Source organism: Escherichia sp. MOD1-EC6098 (assembly GCF_002965865.1).
Taxonomy (GTDB): domain Bacteria; phylum Pseudomonadota; class Gammaproteobacteria; order Enterobacterales; family Enterobacteriaceae; genus Escherichia; species Escherichia marmotae.
In genome coordinates this window covers 1-17,513 of sequence record NZ_PTSN01000034.1, presented here as the reverse complement: position 1 = coordinate 17,513, position 17,513 = coordinate 1, and the positions used below count along the sequence as shown (strand labels likewise).

Genomic DNA, 17,513 nt, shown 5'->3' with positions numbered 1-17,513 from the left:
TATGAAAATCATCACCCGTGGTGAAGCCATGCGTATTCACCGTCAGCACCCGGCATCCCGTCTTTTTCCGTTCTGTACCGGAAAATACCGCTGGCACGGCAGTGCTGAGGCGTATACCGGTCGTGAAGTGCAGGATATTCCCGGTGTGCTGGCCGTGTTTGCTGAACGCCGTAAGGACAGTTTTGGCCCGTATGTCCGGCTGATGAGCGTCACCCTGAACTGATGTTCCGTCACCCGGAAAACGAGTACGACCAGATGGACTCAGACGCCGCTGTGGATGAGGCCATTCTCGTCAATGCATACATCTTCACCGAAACCGGTCAGCGCGCCGGCTGACCTGTCATCGTTAAACCATTCTTAACCACTTTTCAGAGAGGATTTTATCGTGTCAGACAAACTCTCCGGGATAACTCATCCCGACGACAATCACGACCGCCCCTGGTGGGGGCTTCCCTGCACAGTGAGGCCCTGTTTTGACGCCCGTCTGGTGCAGGAGGGTAACCGCCTGCATTACCTTGCCGACCGCGCCGGTATCAGAGGCCGCTTCAGCGACGCAGATGCATACCATCTGGACCAGGCCTTTCCGCTGCTGATGAAACAACTGGAACTCATGCTCACCAGCGGTGAACTGAATCCCCGACATCAGCATACCGTCACGCTGTATGCCAGAGGGCTGACCTGCGAAGCAGACACCCTCGGCAGTTGTGGTTACGTTTATCTGGCTGTTTATCCAACATCCGAAACGAAAAAGTAACCCTCCAGAATAACCTTCTGTTCCGGCCTGGTGTTTTCACCACGCCACTTTCCCATTTCTCATCTCTGCATATCAGGAAAACCTTCAGTATGAAAACATTACCCGATACACACGTACGGAAGGCATCGCGCTGCCCGTCTCCCGTCACCGTCTGGCAGACTCTGCTCTCCCGACTGCTGGACCAGCACTACGGCCTCACGCTGAATGACACACCGTTCGCTGATGAACGTGTGATTGAGCAGCATATTGAGGCAGGCATTTCACTGTGCGATGCGGTGAACTTTCTCGTTGAAAAATACGCGCTGGTACGTACCGACCAGCCGGGATTCAGCACCTGTACCCACTCTCAGTTAATAAACAGCATCGATATCCTCCGGGCTCGCCGGGCGACTGGCCTGATGACCCGCGACAATTACAGAACGGTAAATAACATTACCCTGGGTAAGTATCAGGAGGCGAAACGATGAAACTGGCCCTGACGCTGGAAGCCGACAGCGTTAACGTGCAGGCACTGAACATGGGGCGCATTGTCGTTGACGTCGATGGTGTTAATCTCACTGAACTGATTAATAACGTCGCTGAAAACGGTTATTCACTCCGTGTGGTGGAGGAATCCGACCAACAGTCAACCTGCACACCTCCGCCATTTGCAACCCTTGCCGGCATACGCTGCAGTACCGCACATATCACGGAAACAGACAACGCCTGGCTGTACTCGCTGTCACATCAGACGAATGACACCGGCGAATCAGAATGGATTCATTTTACAGGTAGCGGATATCTGTTACGTACCGGTGCGTGGTCGTACCCGGTTCTGCGGCTTAAACGCCTGGGGCTGTCCAGAACATTCCGCCGTCTGGTTGTCACACTCTTCCGGCGTTATGGCGTCAGTCTCATTCATCTGGATGCCAGTGCCGGATGTCTGCCGGGTTTACCCACTTTCGACTGGTAATCCGGAAATTCACAATATGAAATCATTAACCACAGAAACGGCGCTGGATATTCTGATTGCGTGGCTGCAGGACAATATCGACTGCGAATCGGAAATTATCTTTGACAACGATGAGGATAAAACGGATTCGGCAGCACTGCTGCCCTGCATTGAACAGGCCAGGGAAGATATCCATACCCTGCGCCAGTTGCAGTTTCTGCAACAGAACCGGTGAGTCTTACTCACCAGACTTCATTCCACTGACGTCAGCCTGAACAGGGCTGGCGTTTTCGTTTATAAACCAAAAGGGAAACCGATAATGTCAGACATCACAATCTCCCGTCCGGAAGTGGTCACCGGGCATACGGACGTTATTTGCTCAACCAGTATCCACCACATTCTGGCTGTACGAAAGAGTACACTGCTGCAAATCGACACACTTATCCGGCAACTGGCTGAAATATCAGCAATGACAGAAAGTATTGGCGGTAAAACCGCCCCGGACTGGGCCATGAAACAGGATTTTCGCTGCGGCTGCTGGCTGATGGAGAAACCGGAAACCGCAATGAAAGCCATCACCCGCAACCTTGACCGCGAAATCTGGCGTGACCTGATGCAACGTTCAGGGATGCTGTCATTAATGGATGCACAAGCCCGTGATACATGGTACCGGTCACTGGAGTACGATAATTTTCCGGAAATCAGCGAAGCGAATATCCTGAGCACGTTTGAACAACTGCACCAGAACAAAGATGAAGTGTTTGAGCGAGGGGTGATCAACGTTTTCAGGGGACTGAGCTGGAATTACAAAACCAATTCACCCTGCAAATTTGGCAGTAAAATTATCGTCAACAATCTGGTGAGGTGGGACCGGTGGGGGTTTCATCTTATCACCGGGCAACAGGCCGATCGACTTGCCGATCTGGAAAGAATGCTGCACCTGTTCAGCGGCAAACCGATCCCCGACAACCGGGAAAACATCACCATTCATCTGGATGATCATATCCAGTCTGTTCAGGGTAAAGAGGACTATGAAGATGAGATGTTCAGCATCAGATACTTTAAGAAGGGCTCCGCGCACATCACGTTCAGGAAACCAGAGCTGGTTGACAGGCTTAATGATATTATTGCCAGACACTACCCGGAAGCCCTGGCAAGCACAGTGAACAAAAGCCGCAAGGCATAAAAGAGGTATTTTACAATTCGCGAATATTAACTATTATTAATTGATAGTAATCAATCGGCGAGAAAATCACCATGCCTACCAGTGTATCCCTCAGTCCTTACTTTGAAACGTTTATCCGCGAACAAATAGAAAGTGGTCGGTATAACAATACAAGTGAAGTCATTCGTGCCGGACTTCGTGCTCTGGAAGAACGGGAACAGCAGATAAAGCTTGAATCACTCCAGAGCGCCGTGACCGCAGGCATCAACAGCGGTGAAAGTAAAAGTGCTGAAGAGGTATTCGGGCGACTGACGCACAAATACAAAAAGATGGCAGAAGGTGAACAGCCAATATGAAACTGACTGTTTCACCATTAGCAGAACACGATCTTGAAGCTATAGGTGACTGGATCGCTCAGGATAATCCTGTCCGTGCAATCAGTTTTACCGAAGAGCTTTACCAACAATGTCTGTTGATAGCCGAATCGCCAGTACTCTACAGAGCAAGACCCGAGTTAGGGGCAGGGATCAGAGGTTGTTCGTATGGTCGTTACCTTCTGCTGTTCAGGGTACTGGATACTGAAGTTCGTATCGAACGTATCGTTCATGGTTCCCGGGATATCAACAGGGTACTTGCAGAGCCAGACGACAAACCATCAGATCATTTCTGGCAGCCATAAACAAAATCTGTGCGTTAACGCTCCCTAACACAGGTAGCCAGGTATTTTATAAATCTCTGTATTTTGTTGTTACTTCGATTCCGCGATTCAGCATATCGAACCAGACAAAATGATTACAACAAAGCACAAAAAAGAGGGATTATAGCGTCAAAAGAATTCGAATTGCACATGGGGGCCTCATTGGTGGCCTCGAAAACAACAAAGACAAAACAATCGATACAAAACAATTGGTTATACAACAAGTTTCATTCCGAGTCCGGGCACCACTATTCATAAGGCCTCGCTGAAAAGCGGGGCTTTTTCTTTTTCTGGCTACGGTAAATTTCTGGCCGTTGCAACATGTTATTTGCGTGCTGTATTTCTCGCCATTTTCGACGATGTTTGTTGCTTTATACACACCAATACATGCAGGCGCTCACAGTGATATTCTGTTAATTATCACTCCCTGACGTTCCCCCTGATTGTGCGGCAATCGGCTCGCCACCAGCGGCATTCTCATTTTTTACAGACGTCAACATTTTCCTTATTAATCCATTAAATCGTCGTGACCGTTACGGCTGTTTAGGTGCCAAAGCTGAAAGTTCTGCTTTGAGTTCTGCACTTAATGCCGGGTCCAGCAAAATGTTTTCCAGTTCTTTACGGAACATCTGGTTATTCAGAAGGTTCGCTTTTAAATCACGAAGTAAATTACGCATGGAAAGCATGGCTTTTAGCTGAGGTATTTGTCGGGATACCTGTTCCGGGGAGAAATCCTTTATGCTCTGAAATGTCAACCTGATGCTGTCTTCGCTACCGTCATCAGCAAGTGTGTTATTAACGATAAGATTTACTTTTGGGGAATAGTCTGAAAGGACTGCATCAAAATTATTTTTGTTAAGATTAACTTTTTTACGCTCAGATAATGGCGCGGATTCCTGACCATTACTAAAATCGCCCGCAACCAGTAACTTCAGGGGTAATTCTGTTTTTTTACTCGCCCCCCCTGTATGCAGTTCTAATTTCAGATTAATACGAGCCTTTGGTATCTCCCGCTGGAAACTGTCACTCATAATCCCCTCACGTAATTCAGTTAAAGTCAAATTAATCATAATACTTATTTAACCGGATACTAAGGCAATGGCGAAATAAAAAAACAATACAGATCAATATATTGAGAATAAAAAACAATGGGAATGTTGCCAGACAATAAAAATAAGCACAGCGATATCAAGCAATTAAAAACGTCTTTATAAATATTCCTAATTGTATTTTTATTATGTGCTTTTATTTTTTCCTTACCCACACAACCTGTTAACAGACAGGCGGTACATCGTGCGAAACGTTGACTTACCTGGCTTCATCCTACTGGCAAAGTTATTCTGATAGCCCCGCTGACTTTGCCTTACTGATTCATAAGTATTCACCGCCATCCTTATCCAACACTCAGACCATCCCAGTTTCTACAGGCCTCACCATTGGCGGAAGAGATTTTATTTTAGGTAAGCGCAAATTTGCATTACAGAATATTCAGGCCTACACCCGAATAGCCTGATTAACCATAAAATATTGACGCAGCGCAGCATATTGACTATTCCTTGAACTTATATTCATACATTGTAATAGCACAGTAAATGTAGGATCTTATGCATAACGGAGTATTTATGACTTTTAAGCGTTTGGTTGTTATTACCGCTATATCCTGTATGTATACCGGATTTGCATTTGCAACGAATGTCTCGTTGAATCCTGCCCAGGTAGAACATCTGAATAACGTCATTCATCGTGAGGTAAAAGGGAAGAATGACCGTAATTTTGCCTATACAAACTGGACTGAAGCTCAACGCGTAGCCGAATTTATTTGCCGACCGCTGGCACTGAAAGAACTACAGAAGCAGTACACCGACGTAGATAAGGTTATTCTCGATCAGGGAAAACATAATATGCAGCGCCTGGTCTCACCTGCGCTCCTGACGGGCAATGGTCAGTACCGTCGGGGGATTAACTGGACGACTTTTCACTACGCATGTGAACTGTCAGTGAAAACCGGAGAGGCTATAGGGTTCAGATTGTTGAACAACAAAACCCTGACCATGGCTCCGGGACCCGTTATTCGTCCCGGGAGGCTAAGCCAGTGAAAAATATTCTTACCGCATTTCTCATCATCACTCTCCCGGCGTTCTCTGCCACGGCGGCCAGTTTTGATTGTCGGCAGTCCCACAGTGCGGATGAAAAAGCAATTTGTTCATCACATAGCCTGAATGATTTGGACGTGGAGTTGAGTGTTAAATATCAATTCCTTCATGGACTTTACGCGATGGGAGCCGCCGGGGAACTGCATGACTCACAGGTACTGTGGCTGGCTGAACGACGCCGGTGTGGTAGCGATACAACCTGCCTGAGAAAAGCATACAAACAGCGATTAAAAACTTTAAACCATCTTTATGACGCGATTAATAAACCACTCTGAATCTGAAGTGGGCTGTTGGTTGCCGGAGGTGCCTTCCTGCGAGGCACCTCCTTACCCGCGAGTATGGCGTAAAAGGGCCTGATGTTTGTCTCTCCATCAGCCCTTTCACTGAGCAAAATGTACGCTACAAAAATGAAGGATGGCCGGACGGAAGTGCTCTCTGGCATATGTGCAACCGATTCATCACGTGATAATCCCAATAATTATTTTTTATTTGGTAATAGTTTCCTTGAAAATATATGTACCAATAAATGCAATCTGGTCTGTTTTAATTCCACTGCCACCTGCAGAAATAATCAACCGGAAAACAATCTTGATATTTAATAGTCACTAATAAAACTTTATCATTCCCTTCTGCTTTATATGGAAATTGTCAACTGGTTAACTATACATAGCTTAAATAGTTGAATGCGGAATATCACCACCATTACCGAGGTGTTTTATTTATAAATAACAGTGTCATGCGTCTCTTTTTTTACAATGAAACAATCAACCTCTGAATTGTTTTTTTGATTCAATAGTTAAGCGCGAAACATTTTAATCATTGATAAAAATCCTAAACTCCTTGTTCATAATGTAGGGCTGTGTTAAATAGGTGGGCAAAATTTGGTTCCCCCTTCTCGCCTGTAATATTGCAGTATCTTCGCACTTCCATGAGACATTGCGACTTAATAAGAGGGTGATAAGTCCTGGATAAGAGCATGGACTAACCATATTTTTATATTTATTAAATAATTTGTTATAACCCATTGATTTAATATTAATAATTTATTATGGGTTCGGGTTTGTTGTGACTGTGGCACTATTTCCGTGCAAAGGAGCTGATATGTCTGAAAGACATTTACCTGATGACCAGAGCAGTACTATCGATCCATATTTAATTACCTCTGTTCGCCAGACTCTGGCAGAACAAGGCGCAGCATTACAAAACTTGTCTAAGCAACTGGATCCCGTACAGTACCAACGAGTCCTTAATTTGATAATGAACTGTAAAGGACACGTTATTCTTTCGGGAATGGGTAAATCAGGGCATGTTGGTCGTAAAATGTCAGCGACACTGGCCTCTACTGGTACGCCGAGTTTCTTTATTCATCCGGCAGAGGCTTTCCATGGCGATCTCGGTATGATTACGCCTTATGATCTCCTGATCCTTATTTCCGCCAGCGGTGAAACGGATGAAATTCTGAAGCTAGTCCCTTCACTGAAGAATTTCGGCAACCGAATTATCGCCATTACCAATAATGGAAATTCCACGCTGGCGAAAAATGCTGATGCCGTGCTGGAACTTCACATGGAGAATGAAACCTGCCCGAATAACCTTGCACCAACAACGTCCACCACGCTGACCATGGCGATCGGAGACGCGCTGGCTATTGCCATGATCCACCAGCGTAAATTTATGCCGAATGACTTCGCGCGTTATCACCCGGGCGGTTCATTAGGTCGTCGCCTGCTGACCCGTGTTGCTGATGTTATGCAGCATGATGTTCCTGCGGTGCACCTGGATGCGTCGTTTAAAACCGTGATTCAACGTATCACCAGCGGTTGCCAGGGTATGGTGATGGTAGAAGACGCAGAAGGCGAGCTGGCGGGTATTATCACCGACGGTGACCTGCGTCGCTTTATGGAAAAAGAGGATTCTCTGACATCCGCCACGGCTGCGCAGATGATGACGCGTGAACCACTGACTCTACCGGAAGAAACCATGATCATCGAAGCGGAAGAAAAGATGCAAAAGCATCGAGTCTCAACGTTATTGGTGACCAACAAGGCGAACAAAGTCACTGGTCTTGTACGAATTTTCGACTAATGAAGCAACGGGAGGCGAGAGGCCAGCTCCCTCGCCTCCACTGAAACTCTGATAATCGTTACATGTTGATAAAATTGAAGTCTGCCGTATCCTGGATGCGTGCTCGTCTGTCTGCCATCTCACTGACAGATATCCAAAAACACTTGGCGAAAATCATCATTCTGGCACCGATGGCTGTGCTACTGATCTATCTGGCTATCTTCAGCCAGCCTCGTTATATGAGCGAGTCGAAAGTCGCCATTAAACGCTCGGATGATTTAAATAGCGGCAGCCTGAATTTTGGTCTGCTTCTGGGTGCCTCTAACCCCAGTTCCGCGGAAGATGCGTTGTATCTGAAAGAGTATATCAACTCGCCGGATATGCTGGCGGCGCTGGATAAGCAACTGAATTTTCGTGAAGCATTTAGCCACAGCGGGCTCGATTTTCTTAATCATCTTAGCAAGGATGAAACCGCAGAAGGCTTCCTGAAGTACTACAAGGACCGTATCAACGTTTCGTATGACGATAAAACCGGATTGCTGAATATTCAGACACAGGGCTTTAGCCCGGAGTTTGCGCTTAAATTTAACCAGACCGTGTTGAAAGAGTCAGAACGCTTTATCAATGAGATGTCGCATCGCATTGCGCGTGATCAACTTGCCTTTGCAGAAAGCGAGATGGAAAAAGCGCGCCAGCGTCTGGATGCCAGCAAAGCGGAACTGCTCTCTTATCAGGACAGCAATAACGTCCTGGATCCACAAGCCCAGGCTCAGGCGGCGAGCACGTTAGTAAATACGCTGATGGCTCAGAAGATCCAGATGGAAGCAGATCTGCGTAACTTGCTGACATATCTGCGTGAAGACGCCCCCCAAGTGGTGAGCGCGCGTAACGCGATTCAGTCATTGCAGGCACAAATCGATGAAGAAAAAAGCAAAATCACAGCGCCACAGGGTGACAAGCTAAACCGTATGGCGGTGGATTTTGAAGAAATCAAATCAAAAGTAGAGTTCAACACCGAGCTGTACAAACTGACCCTGACCTCCATTGAAAAGACCCGTGTAGAAGCGGCTCGTAAGCTCAAGGTGCTGTCTGTGATCAGTTCGCCACAGTTGCCGCAGGAATCGTCTTTTCCAAACATCCCTTATTTGATCGCCTGTTGGTTACTGGTGTGCTGCCTGCTGTTCGGCACCCTGAAACTGTTGCTGGCTGTTATTGAAGATCACCGAGATTAACGCTGTCGCTGAATGAGTTTGTGATGAAATTATTTAAATCAATTTTACTGATTGCCGCCTGTCACGCGGCGCAGGCCAGCGCGGCCATTGATATTAACGCTGACTCAAACCTTACGGGGGCAGCACCACTGCCCGGTATTCTGAGTGGGCAGCAGTCGGATACACAAAACATGAGCGGCTTCGACAACACCCCACCGCCAGCACAGCCGGTGGTGATGAGTCGTATGTTTGGTGCTCAACTTTTCAACGGCACCAGCGCGGATAGCGGTGCAACGGTAGGATTCAATCCTGACTATATCCTTAATCCGGGCGATAGCGTTCAGGTCCGTTTATGGGGTGCGTTCACCTTTGATGGTGCGTTACAGATTGATCCCAAAGGCAATATTTTCCTGCCGAACGTTGGTCCGGTGAAAGTTGCTGGGGTTAGCAATAGCCAGTTGAACGCCCTGGTTACATCAAAAGTAAAGGAAGTGTACCAGTCCAACGTCAACGTCTACGCCTCCTTATTACAGGCGCAGCCAGTAAAAGTGTACGTTACCGGCTTTGTACGTAATCCTGGTCTGTACGGCGGCGTGACGTCCGACTCTTTACTGAATTATCTGATCAAGGCTGGCGGCGTAGATCCGGAACGCGGGAGCTACGTTGATATTGTGGTCAAGCGCGGCAACCGCGTGCGCTCCAACGTCAACCTGTATGACTTCCTGCTAAACGGAAAACTGGGGCTTTCGCAGTTCGCCGATGGTGACACCATCATCGTTGGGCCTCGTCAACATACGTTCAGCGTTCAGGGCGATGTCTTTAACAGCTACGACTTTGAGTTCCGCGAAAGCAGCATTCCTGTAACAGAAGCGTTGAGCTGGGCACGCCCTAAGCCTGGCGCAACTCACATTACGATTATGCGTAAACAGGGGCTACAAAAACGTAGCGAATACTATCCGATCAGTTCTGCGCCAGGCCGTATGTTGCAGAACGGCGATACCTTAATCGTGAGCACTGACCGCTATGCCGGCACCATTCAGGTACGAGTTGAAGGCGCGCATTCCGGCGAACATGCCATGGTGCTGCCTTATGGTTCCACAATGCGTGCGGTTCTGGAAAAAATCCGTCCGAACAGCATGTCGCAGATGAACGCGGTTCAGCTTTATCGCCCATCAGTAGCTCAGCGTCAGAAAGAGATGCTGAATCTCTCGCTGCAAAAACTGGAGGAAGCGTCACTTTCTGCCCAGTCCTCCACCAAAGAAGAAGCCAGCCTGCGTATGCAGGAAGCGCAACTGATCAGCCGCTTTGTGGCAAAAGCACGTACTGTGGTCCCGAAAGGCGAAGTGATCCTCAACGAGTCCAATATTGATTCTGTTCTGCTTGAAGATGGCGACGTCATCAATATTCCAGAGAAAACGTCGCTGGTTATGGTTCATGGCGAGGTGCTGTTCCCGAACGCGGTGAGCTGGCAGAAGGGGATGACCACCGAGGATTACATCGAGAAATGTGGTGGCCTGACGCAGAAATCGGGTAACGCCAGAATTATCGTCATTCGTCAGAACGGCGCTGCCGTCAACGCGGAAGATGTGGATTCACTCAAGCCGGGCGATGAGATTATGGTTCTGCCGAAATATGAATCGAAAAACATTGAAGTTACTCGCGGTATTTCCACCATCCTTTACCAGTTGGCGGTGGGTGCAAAAGTGATTCTGTCTTTGTAAGGAGTTGAAATGAGCAAAGCAGTTATTGTCATTCCGGCTCGTTATGGTTCATCGCGCCTGCCGGGTAAGCCGCTACTCGATATTGTCGGCAAACCGATGATCCAGCATGTTTACGAGCGTGCGTTACAGGTGGCGGGCGTTGCAGAAGTTTGGGTGGCAACAGACGACCTGCGCGTTGAACAGGCCGTGCAGGCGTTCGGCGGGAAAGCCATCATGACGCGCAACGATCATGAATCCGGCACCGATCGGCTGGTCGAGGTAATGCATACGGTGGAAGCAGATATCTACATTAACTTGCAGGGCGATGAACCAATGATTCGTCCGCGGGATGTAGAAACACTGTTACAAGGAATGCGTGACGATCCCGCGTTGCCGGTGGCAACACTATGCCACGCGATTTCTGCCGAAGAAGCGACAGAGCCAAGCACAGTAAAAGTGGTTGTGAATACCCGCCAGGATGCGCTTTATTTCAGCCGCTCACCGATCCCGTATCCGCGTAATGCTGAAAAAGCGCGTTACCTGAAACACGTCGGTATTTACGCTTATCGTCGCGATGTGCTGCAAAACTACAGCCAGTTGCCGGAGTCCATGCTGGAGCAGGCGGAATCACTGGAGCAGCTACGGTTGATGAACGCGGGGATCAACATTCGCACGTTTGAAGTTGCCGCAACAGGTCCGGGCGTCGACACCCCAGCATGCCTGGAAAAAGTGCGCGCCCTGATGGCACAGGAACTGGCTGAAAACGCATGATTGGCATTTTCTCGTCTGGCATCTGGCGTATTCCACATCTGGAGAAATTTCTGGCGCAACCGTGCCAGAAACTTTCTCTGCTGCGCCCTGTTCCACAAGAAGTTGATGCTATCGCCGTGTGGGGACATCGCCCCAGCGCGGCGAAACCAGTCGCCATCGCCAAAGCAGCGGGAAAACCGGTCATCCGTCTGGAAGATGGATTTGTGCGTTCGCTGGATCTTGGCGTCAATGGCGCACCGCCGCTTTCTTTGGTGGTAGATGATTGCGGCATTTACTACGATGCCAGCAAGCCTTCGGCGCTGGAGAAACTGGTACAGGATAAAGCCGGAAATGCGGCATTGGCTGATCAGGCCAGAGAAGCGATGCACACCATCGTGACCGATGATTTGTCGAAATATAATCTGGCGCCTGCGTTTGTGGCTGATGAGTCAGAACATTCAGACATCGTTTTGGTTGTCGATCAGACATTTAATGATATGTCAGTGACGTATGGTAATGCGGGTCAGAATGAGTTTGCCGCCATGCTGGAGGCCGCGATTGCAGAAAATCCTCAAGCGACAATTTGGGTGAAGGTGCACCCAGATGTACTGGAAGGAAAGAAAACAGGTTATTTCGCCGATCTGCGCGCCACGCAACGAGTACGTTTAATTGCCGAGAATGTCAGCCCGCAGTCGCTGTTGCGACACGTTTCCCGAGTTTACGTTGTGACCTCCCAGTACGGCTTTGAAGCCTTGCTGGCAGGAAAACCGGTGACATGCTTCGGCCAGCCCTGGTATGCAGGCTGGGGCTTAACGGACGATCGTCATCCGCAGTCGGCGTTGTTATCTGCCCGACGCGGTTCAGCCACACTGGAAGAACTTTTTGCCGCTGCATACCTGCGTTACTGTCGCTATATCGATCCGCAAACAGGAGCAGTAAGCGATCTGTTTACCGTGCTGCAATGGCTGCAATTACAACGCCGACATCTGCAACAGCGTAATGGCTATTTATGGGCGCCAGGCTTAACGCTGTGGAAGTCAGCGATCCTGAAACCTTTCTTGCGTACCGCGACAAACCGGCTGAGTTTTTCACGTCGCAGCCCTGCGGCGACCGCTTGCGTGGTATGGGGTGTAAAGGGAGAGCAGCAATGGCGAGCCGAAGCGCAGCGAAAATCACTGCCGTTATGGCGAATGGAAGATGGTTTTCTGCGTTCATCCGGACTTGGCTCTGACCTGCTGCCACCGCTATCGCTGGTGCTGGATAAACGCGGGATCTACTATGACACCACGCGCCCCAGCGACCTGGAAGTGCTGCTGAATCATAGCCAGCTAACGCTGGCGCAGCAGATGCGAGCAGAAAAATTACGCCAGCGACTGGTTGAAAGCAAACTGAGCAAGTACAACCTGGGAGCCGATTTCTCTCTACCAGACGAAGCTAAAGGTAAAAAAGTTATCCTGGTGCCGGGTCAAGTAGAGGACGATGCCTCTATTAAAACAGGCACTGTCTCGATTAAGAGCAACCTTGAGCTATTACGCACAGTACGCGAGCGTAATCCGCACGCCTACATTATTTATAAACCGCACCCGGATGTACTGGTGGGGAATCGCAAGGGCGATATTCCGGCAGAACTGGCTGCTGAACTAGCTGATTATCAGGCACTGGACGCAGATATTATTCAATGCATTCAGCGCGCAGATGAAGTGCACACCATGACGTCGCTGTCGGGATTTGAAGCGTTATTACATGGTAAGCACGTACATTGTTACGGCCTGCCCTTCTATGCCGGTTGGGGTTTAACCGTCGATGAACATCGCTGCCCGCGTCGCGAACGAAAATTAACGTTAGCGGATCTGCTATATCAGGCGCTGATTGTTTATCCAACCTATATCCACCCAACACGGCTACAACCTATTGCGGTTGAAGAAGCGGCAGAATATTTGATCCAGACGCCGCGCAAGCCGATGTTTATTACCCGAAAAAAAGCGGGGCGAGTAATACGCTATTACCGAAAATTAATTATGTTCTGCAAGGTCAGATTTGGCTAAACAATTTCATGGTTGACTATTACACAAATTATTTATGCAAGGTAATGCACTAACCGTTTTATTATCCGGTAAAAAATATCTGCTATTGCAGGGGCCAATGGGACCCTTTTTCAGTGATGTTGCCGAGTGGCTAGAGTCATTAGGTCGTAACGCTGTGAATGTAGTATTCAACGGCGGGGATCTTTTTTACTGCCGTCATCGACAATACCTGGCTTACTACCAGACACCGAAAGAGTTTCCCGGATGGTTACGGGATCTCCACCGGCAATATGACTTTGACACTATCCTCTGCTTTGGCGACTGCCGCCCATTGCATAAAGAAGCAAAACGCTGGGCAAAGTCGAAAGGTATCCGCTTCCTGGCATTTGAAGAAGGATATTTACGCCCGCAATTTATTACCGTTGAAGAAGGCGGAGTGAACGCATATTCATCGCTACCGCGCGATCCGGATTTTTATCGTAAGTTACCAGATATGCCTGCGCCGCATGTTGAGAACTTAACACCTTCAACAATGAAACGTATTGGTCATGCGATGTGGTATTACCTGATGGGCTGGCATTACCGTCATGAGTTTCCTCGCTACCGCCACCACAAATCGTTTTCCCCCTGGTATGAGGCTCGTTGCTGGGTTCGTGCATACTGGCGCAAGCAACTTTACAAGGTAACACAGCGTAAGGTATTACCGAGGTTAATGAACGAGTTGGATCAACGTTATTATCTTGCTGTTTTGCAGGTATATAACGATAGCCAGATTCGTAACCACAGCAATTATAACGATGTGCGTGACTATATTAATGAAGTCATGTACTCATTTTCGCGTAAAGCGCCGAAAGAAAGTTATTTGGTGATCAAACATCATCCGATGGATCGTGGCCACAGACTCTATCGACCATTAATTAAGCGGTTGAGTAAGGAATATGGCTTAGGTGAGCGCGTCATATACGTGCACGATCTCCCGATGCCGGAATTATTACGCCACGCAAAAGCGGTGGTGACGATTAACAGTACGGCGGGGATCTCTGCGCTAATTCATAACAAACCGCTCAAAGTGATGGGCAATGCCCTGTACGACATCAAAGGATTGACGTATCAAGGGCATTTGCACCAGTTCTGGCAGGCCGATTTTAAACCGGATATGAAACTGTTTAAGAAGTTTCGGGGGTATTTATTGGTGAAGACACAGGTTAATGCGGTTTATTATGGGGAGATGATTTTTAACAAGATAAAAAAGAAAAAAAGGATTGTATTATGCTATCAAAAAAAACATCACAATGAATGGCATTAACATAACCATTCATAAACACCCATCCATTAAATAAAGATTAATATACTATAATTAGAAAACACAAAAAATCATTATAATAAATAGCATATATTATACATTTATTAACCAGTTATATACTGGTAAAGTTAACATGAGCACTTTGTAATGCAGCTTTGATGGCGTTTGTATCAACTAATATTGAGTCTGGCGCAGAAAATGGTCGATTTTTATTAGTAAAATCAGAATTTCCGATGTAAAGACTTTCTTTATTTCTTAACGCCTGAATGTGCCATCGCGACCATGAATCCCAATATTTTTGGCGATCCGGTGAAATTCCCTGAGATGTATATCCTGTTGTAGGTGAATTCATTAACGAGTCGGTACGATGGCTTCCTAGTGTCAAAGGCAATTTAATACGATGTATAGAGGAAGCACCAAAAATTAGCTTAAGTCGAGCAATGAATTCACTATCAGCACCCGTTTTAACACAGTCCCAAACGCCCGCTTTTTGCAATACATCCGCTCTTCTAAACAGCAGAGAAGAAGGATTCAGTCTTTTTAGTGGATAGACCGCACGCGCATAGAAAATCCCATTATCTTGCAACCTTACCCAATCAGAGATCGAACAAATTAGTTTAGGGTTTAACAATAAAGGTGATATCTGCCTAAATAATTTTTCAGGATGGGACCAGTCATCTGAGTCATGGCATGTCACAAACTCTCCCTTTGCTTGTATTAAACCTATTCGTTTTGCGGCATATGTTCCAACATTTTGTGGCAGACTAATAATTTTTATTCGAGTATCTTTGAGTGCTAATCTCTGAAGACGGAATAGCGTATCATCGGTGCTGGCATCATCCACAATAATTAGCTCAAATGAACGATATGTTTGATTAAGCAATGATATTACTGCATTTTCCACCCGCCTACCGGTATTGTATGTTGTCATTAAAATAGAAATCAGAGGGCCCGTTTGGACAGGATAAGGAACCGATGTAATAATATTACAAGGTGACAAAGGAGATGAGTTATCTGCCAGTGCGACCGGAGATAAACCAAAGTACTTATAGTATTTGTTAAGCCTATTTAAAGAGATTTCTGCCGTTTCTCTGAAAGCATTATTTTGCAAGAGTAATATATCAGGGGAATATACAATATCACTGGCATCAATCTGAGCGAGTGTTGATATAGCTTTTTGAGTTAACCCGATTCTTAATTGAAGAGCTGTATACAAGTCTAAGGGACAATTATCGACATTATCTAATAATGATAATGAAAACGTAGGAGAGTATGATGCTAAAGTTTTTGCTAACTCAACTTTTTGATGTGTGTCTGTGAACTCGTCTTTAAACTCCAGGAGTAATTTCGGAGTTAAGCTTATGTCACCACAGGCAATTTTAGCTATTTTAATTGCTAATTTACACCGCCAATCTGGCGGTGTATCAGTAAGATTATGTAATGACCAATACATATTAAGCCTGTACATTGCCAATATACGTTTTGACTGCCAAAATCGGCAGTCATCTTGTATTGCAGCTAAAGCATGTACATATCGACTTTTCTTTAATAGCCATAAAAATTTTAAATTATTGAACATAATTAAGAGTCGACACCAAATAAATCTCGCGTATAAACTTTTTCACTTACATCTTCTAATTCTGACGTGCGGCGATTGGCTACTATAACATCAACACGTTCTTTAAAAGAATTAATATCACGCTCAACATAAGAACCAAAGAAATAAGGCTCTTTTAGTACAGGTTCATATACAACTATCTCAATTCCTTTGGCTTTGAGTCGTTTCATTACACCTTGAATACTACTTGCTCTAAAGTTATCACTACCTGCTTTCATTATGAGGCGATAGATTCCTACAACTTTTGGTTTACGACTTAATATATCCTCCGCAACAAAGTCTTTTCGGGTAGTATTGGCATCGACAATAGCCTGGATTAAGTTCTGCGGAACATCACGATAATTTGCGAGTAATTGCTTGGTATCCTTAGGTAAGCAATAACCTCCATAACCAAAAGAAGGATTATTATAATGTTGACCAATTCTAGGATCTAAACCAACACCCTCTATAATTTGCTTTGTATCTAAACCATGAACGGAGGCATAAGTATCCAATTCATTGAAATAAGCAATCCGCATTGCAAGGTAAGTATTTGCAAAAAGTTTAATGGCTTCAGCTTCAGTGCTATCCGTTAACAATATTGGAATATCTTTTTTTATAGCACCTTCACAGAGAAGCTCAGCGAACTTTCTTGCTCGTTCGCTACGCTCTCCGACAACTATACGAGATGGATATAGGTTGTCATAAAGAGCTTTACCTTCACGTAAAAATTCTGGGGAAAAGATAATATTATTCGTGTTTAGAGCGCGTTTTAGTCGTTCAGTAAAACCCACGGGGACTGTAGATTTGATTATGATAGTTGCTTGAGAATTTACTTCTATAACATCACGGATAACTTCCTCTACTGAGCTTGTATTAAAATAATTCGAAACTGGATCATAATCAGTAGGAGTAGCTACTATTACATATTCTGTATCTTTATATGCAGAATGCTTATCCTGAGTTGCATATAATTTTAGCTTTTTATTAACCAGATAATATTGTATGTCCTCATCAATAATTGGTGACATTTTATCATTAATGAAGTTTATTTTTTGTTTGTTGATATCAATTAAAGTAACATCATGATTCTGTGAAAGTAGGATAGCATTGGATAAACCGACATAGCCGGCTCCAGAAATGGTAATTTTCATATAATCTAAC

General features: G+C 46.2%; 19 protein-coding genes. 16 read left to right on the top strand and 3 right to left on the bottom strand.

The genetic code is table 11. From position 1 onward, the window contains the following. Window position 1: 1 nt before the first annotated feature. The 8 genes from C0K55_RS23735 to C0K55_RS23700 all read left to right on the top strand — a co-directional run bounded on the left by C0K55_RS23735 (window position 2) and on the right by C0K55_RS23700 (window position 3,529). Entirely contained in the window at window positions 2–223 is a 222-nt protein-coding gene (locus C0K55_RS23735) for a DUF987 domain-containing protein (RefSeq protein ID WP_000692345.1), read from the top strand. A 162-nt stretch (window positions 224–385) separates the two neighbouring features. After that, window positions 386–754, top strand: a complete 369-nt coding sequence (locus C0K55_RS23730) for a type IV toxin-antitoxin system YeeU family antitoxin (protein WP_105266940.1) — start codon at window positions 386–388, stop codon at window positions 752–754. A gap of 89 nt (window positions 755–843) precedes the next feature. Continuing rightward, window positions 844–1,221 (top strand): TA system toxin CbtA family protein, encoded by a 378-nt coding sequence (locus C0K55_RS23725; protein WP_097478533.1) that lies wholly within the window; start codon window positions 844–846, stop codon window positions 1,219–1,221. After that, window positions 1,218–1,706, top strand: coding sequence for a DUF5983 family protein (locus tag C0K55_RS23720; protein ID WP_105266939.1), 489 nt, complete (start codon window positions 1,218–1,220; stop codon window positions 1,704–1,706). The genes C0K55_RS23725 and C0K55_RS23720 overlap by 4 nt, the downstream gene beginning before the upstream one ends. A gap of 16 nt (window positions 1,707–1,722) precedes the next feature. Further along, window positions 1,723–1,920, top strand: a complete 198-nt coding sequence (locus C0K55_RS23715; RefSeq protein WP_040084016.1) for a DUF957 domain-containing protein — start codon at window positions 1,723–1,725, stop codon at window positions 1,918–1,920. Between the two features lie 84 nt (window positions 1,921–2,004). Next, the gene (locus C0K55_RS23710; RefSeq protein ID WP_105266943.1) at window positions 2,005–2,871 is read left to right on the top strand and encodes a DUF4942 domain-containing protein; all 867 of its coding nucleotides are present in this window, start codon (window positions 2,005–2,007) and stop codon (window positions 2,869–2,871) included. A gap of 71 nt (window positions 2,872–2,942) precedes the next feature. Beyond that, the gene (locus C0K55_RS23705; RefSeq protein ID WP_001143297.1) at window positions 2,943–3,206 is read left to right on the top strand and encodes a type II toxin-antitoxin system ParD family antitoxin; all 264 of its coding nucleotides are present in this window, start codon (window positions 2,943–2,945) and stop codon (window positions 3,204–3,206) included. Next, entirely contained in the window at window positions 3,203–3,529 is a 327-nt protein-coding gene (locus tag C0K55_RS23700) for a type II toxin-antitoxin system RelE/ParE family toxin (protein ID WP_021537629.1), read from the top strand. The genes C0K55_RS23705 and C0K55_RS23700 overlap by 4 nt, the downstream gene beginning before the upstream one ends. A 551-nt stretch (window positions 3,530–4,080) precedes the next feature. Here the strand turns inward: C0K55_RS23700 and tssB are convergent. After that, the gene (tssB, locus tag C0K55_RS23695; protein ID WP_061090730.1) at window positions 4,081–4,578 is read right to left on the bottom strand and encodes a type VI secretion system contractile sheath small subunit; all 498 of its coding nucleotides are present in this window, start codon (window positions 4,576–4,578) and stop codon (window positions 4,081–4,083) included. A 591-nt stretch (window positions 4,579–5,169) separates the two neighbouring features. Between tssB and C0K55_RS23690 the strand changes: the two genes are divergently transcribed. The 8 genes from C0K55_RS23690 (at window position 5,170) to C0K55_RS23655 (ending at window position 14,755) form a co-directional block, all read left to right on the top strand. Then, complete coding sequence (locus C0K55_RS23690; protein WP_000143249.1) at window positions 5,170–5,643, top strand: hypothetical protein; 474 nt, start codon at window positions 5,170–5,172, stop codon at window positions 5,641–5,643. Continuing rightward, complete coding sequence (locus C0K55_RS23685) at window positions 5,640–5,975, top strand: lysozyme inhibitor LprI family protein (RefSeq protein ID WP_000789899.1); 336 nt, start codon at window positions 5,640–5,642, stop codon at window positions 5,973–5,975. The genes C0K55_RS23690 and C0K55_RS23685 overlap by 4 nt, the downstream gene beginning before the upstream one ends. 826 nt (window positions 5,976–6,801) lie before the next feature. Beyond that, window positions 6,802–7,785 carry a KpsF/GutQ family sugar-phosphate isomerase gene (locus tag C0K55_RS23680; RefSeq protein WP_001325875.1) on the top strand — a complete coding sequence of 328 codons (984 nt, stop codon included), beginning with the start codon at window positions 6,802–6,804 and terminating at the stop codon, window positions 7,783–7,785. Between the two features lie 62 nt (window positions 7,786–7,847). Beyond that, window positions 7,848–8,996, top strand: coding sequence for a capsule polysaccharide transporter (locus C0K55_RS23675; protein ID WP_000905744.1), 1,149 nt, complete (start codon window positions 7,848–7,850; stop codon window positions 8,994–8,996). A gap of 23 nt (window positions 8,997–9,019) precedes the next feature. After that, complete coding sequence (locus C0K55_RS23670; protein ID WP_001325876.1) at window positions 9,020–10,696, top strand: polysaccharide biosynthesis/export family protein; 1,677 nt, start codon at window positions 9,020–9,022, stop codon at window positions 10,694–10,696. 9 nt (window positions 10,697–10,705) lie between these two features. Next, on the top strand, window positions 10,706–11,446 hold the full coding sequence (gene kdsB, locus C0K55_RS23665; RefSeq protein WP_105266926.1) for a 3-deoxy-manno-octulosonate cytidylyltransferase: 741 nt from the start codon (window positions 10,706–10,708) through the stop codon (window positions 11,444–11,446). After that, on the top strand, window positions 11,443–13,470 hold the full coding sequence (locus tag C0K55_RS23660) for a capsular polysaccharide biosynthesis protein (RefSeq protein ID WP_001517069.1): 2,028 nt from the start codon (window positions 11,443–11,445) through the stop codon (window positions 13,468–13,470). The genes kdsB and C0K55_RS23660 overlap by 4 nt, the downstream gene beginning before the upstream one ends. Window positions 13,471–13,504: 34 nt before the next feature. After that, window positions 13,505–14,755 (top strand): capsule biosynthesis protein, encoded by a 1,251-nt coding sequence (locus tag C0K55_RS23655; RefSeq protein WP_105266927.1) that lies wholly within the window; start codon window positions 13,505–13,507, stop codon window positions 14,753–14,755. A 109-nt stretch (window positions 14,756–14,864) separates the two neighbouring features. On the opposite strand, the gene C0K55_RS23650 is transcribed toward C0K55_RS23655, so the two are convergent. Further along, a complete protein-coding gene (locus tag C0K55_RS23650; RefSeq protein WP_061091028.1) occupies window positions 14,865–16,205 on the bottom strand; it encodes a glycosyltransferase family 2 protein in 1,341 nt (446 codons plus the stop codon). 128 nt (window positions 16,206–16,333) lie between these two features. Next, window positions 16,334–17,503: a nucleotide sugar dehydrogenase gene (locus tag C0K55_RS23645; RefSeq protein WP_061091029.1), complete on the bottom strand. Its 1,170-nt coding sequence runs from the start codon at window positions 17,501–17,503 to the stop codon at window positions 16,334–16,336. Between the last annotated feature and the right edge of the window lie 10 nt (window positions 17,504–17,513).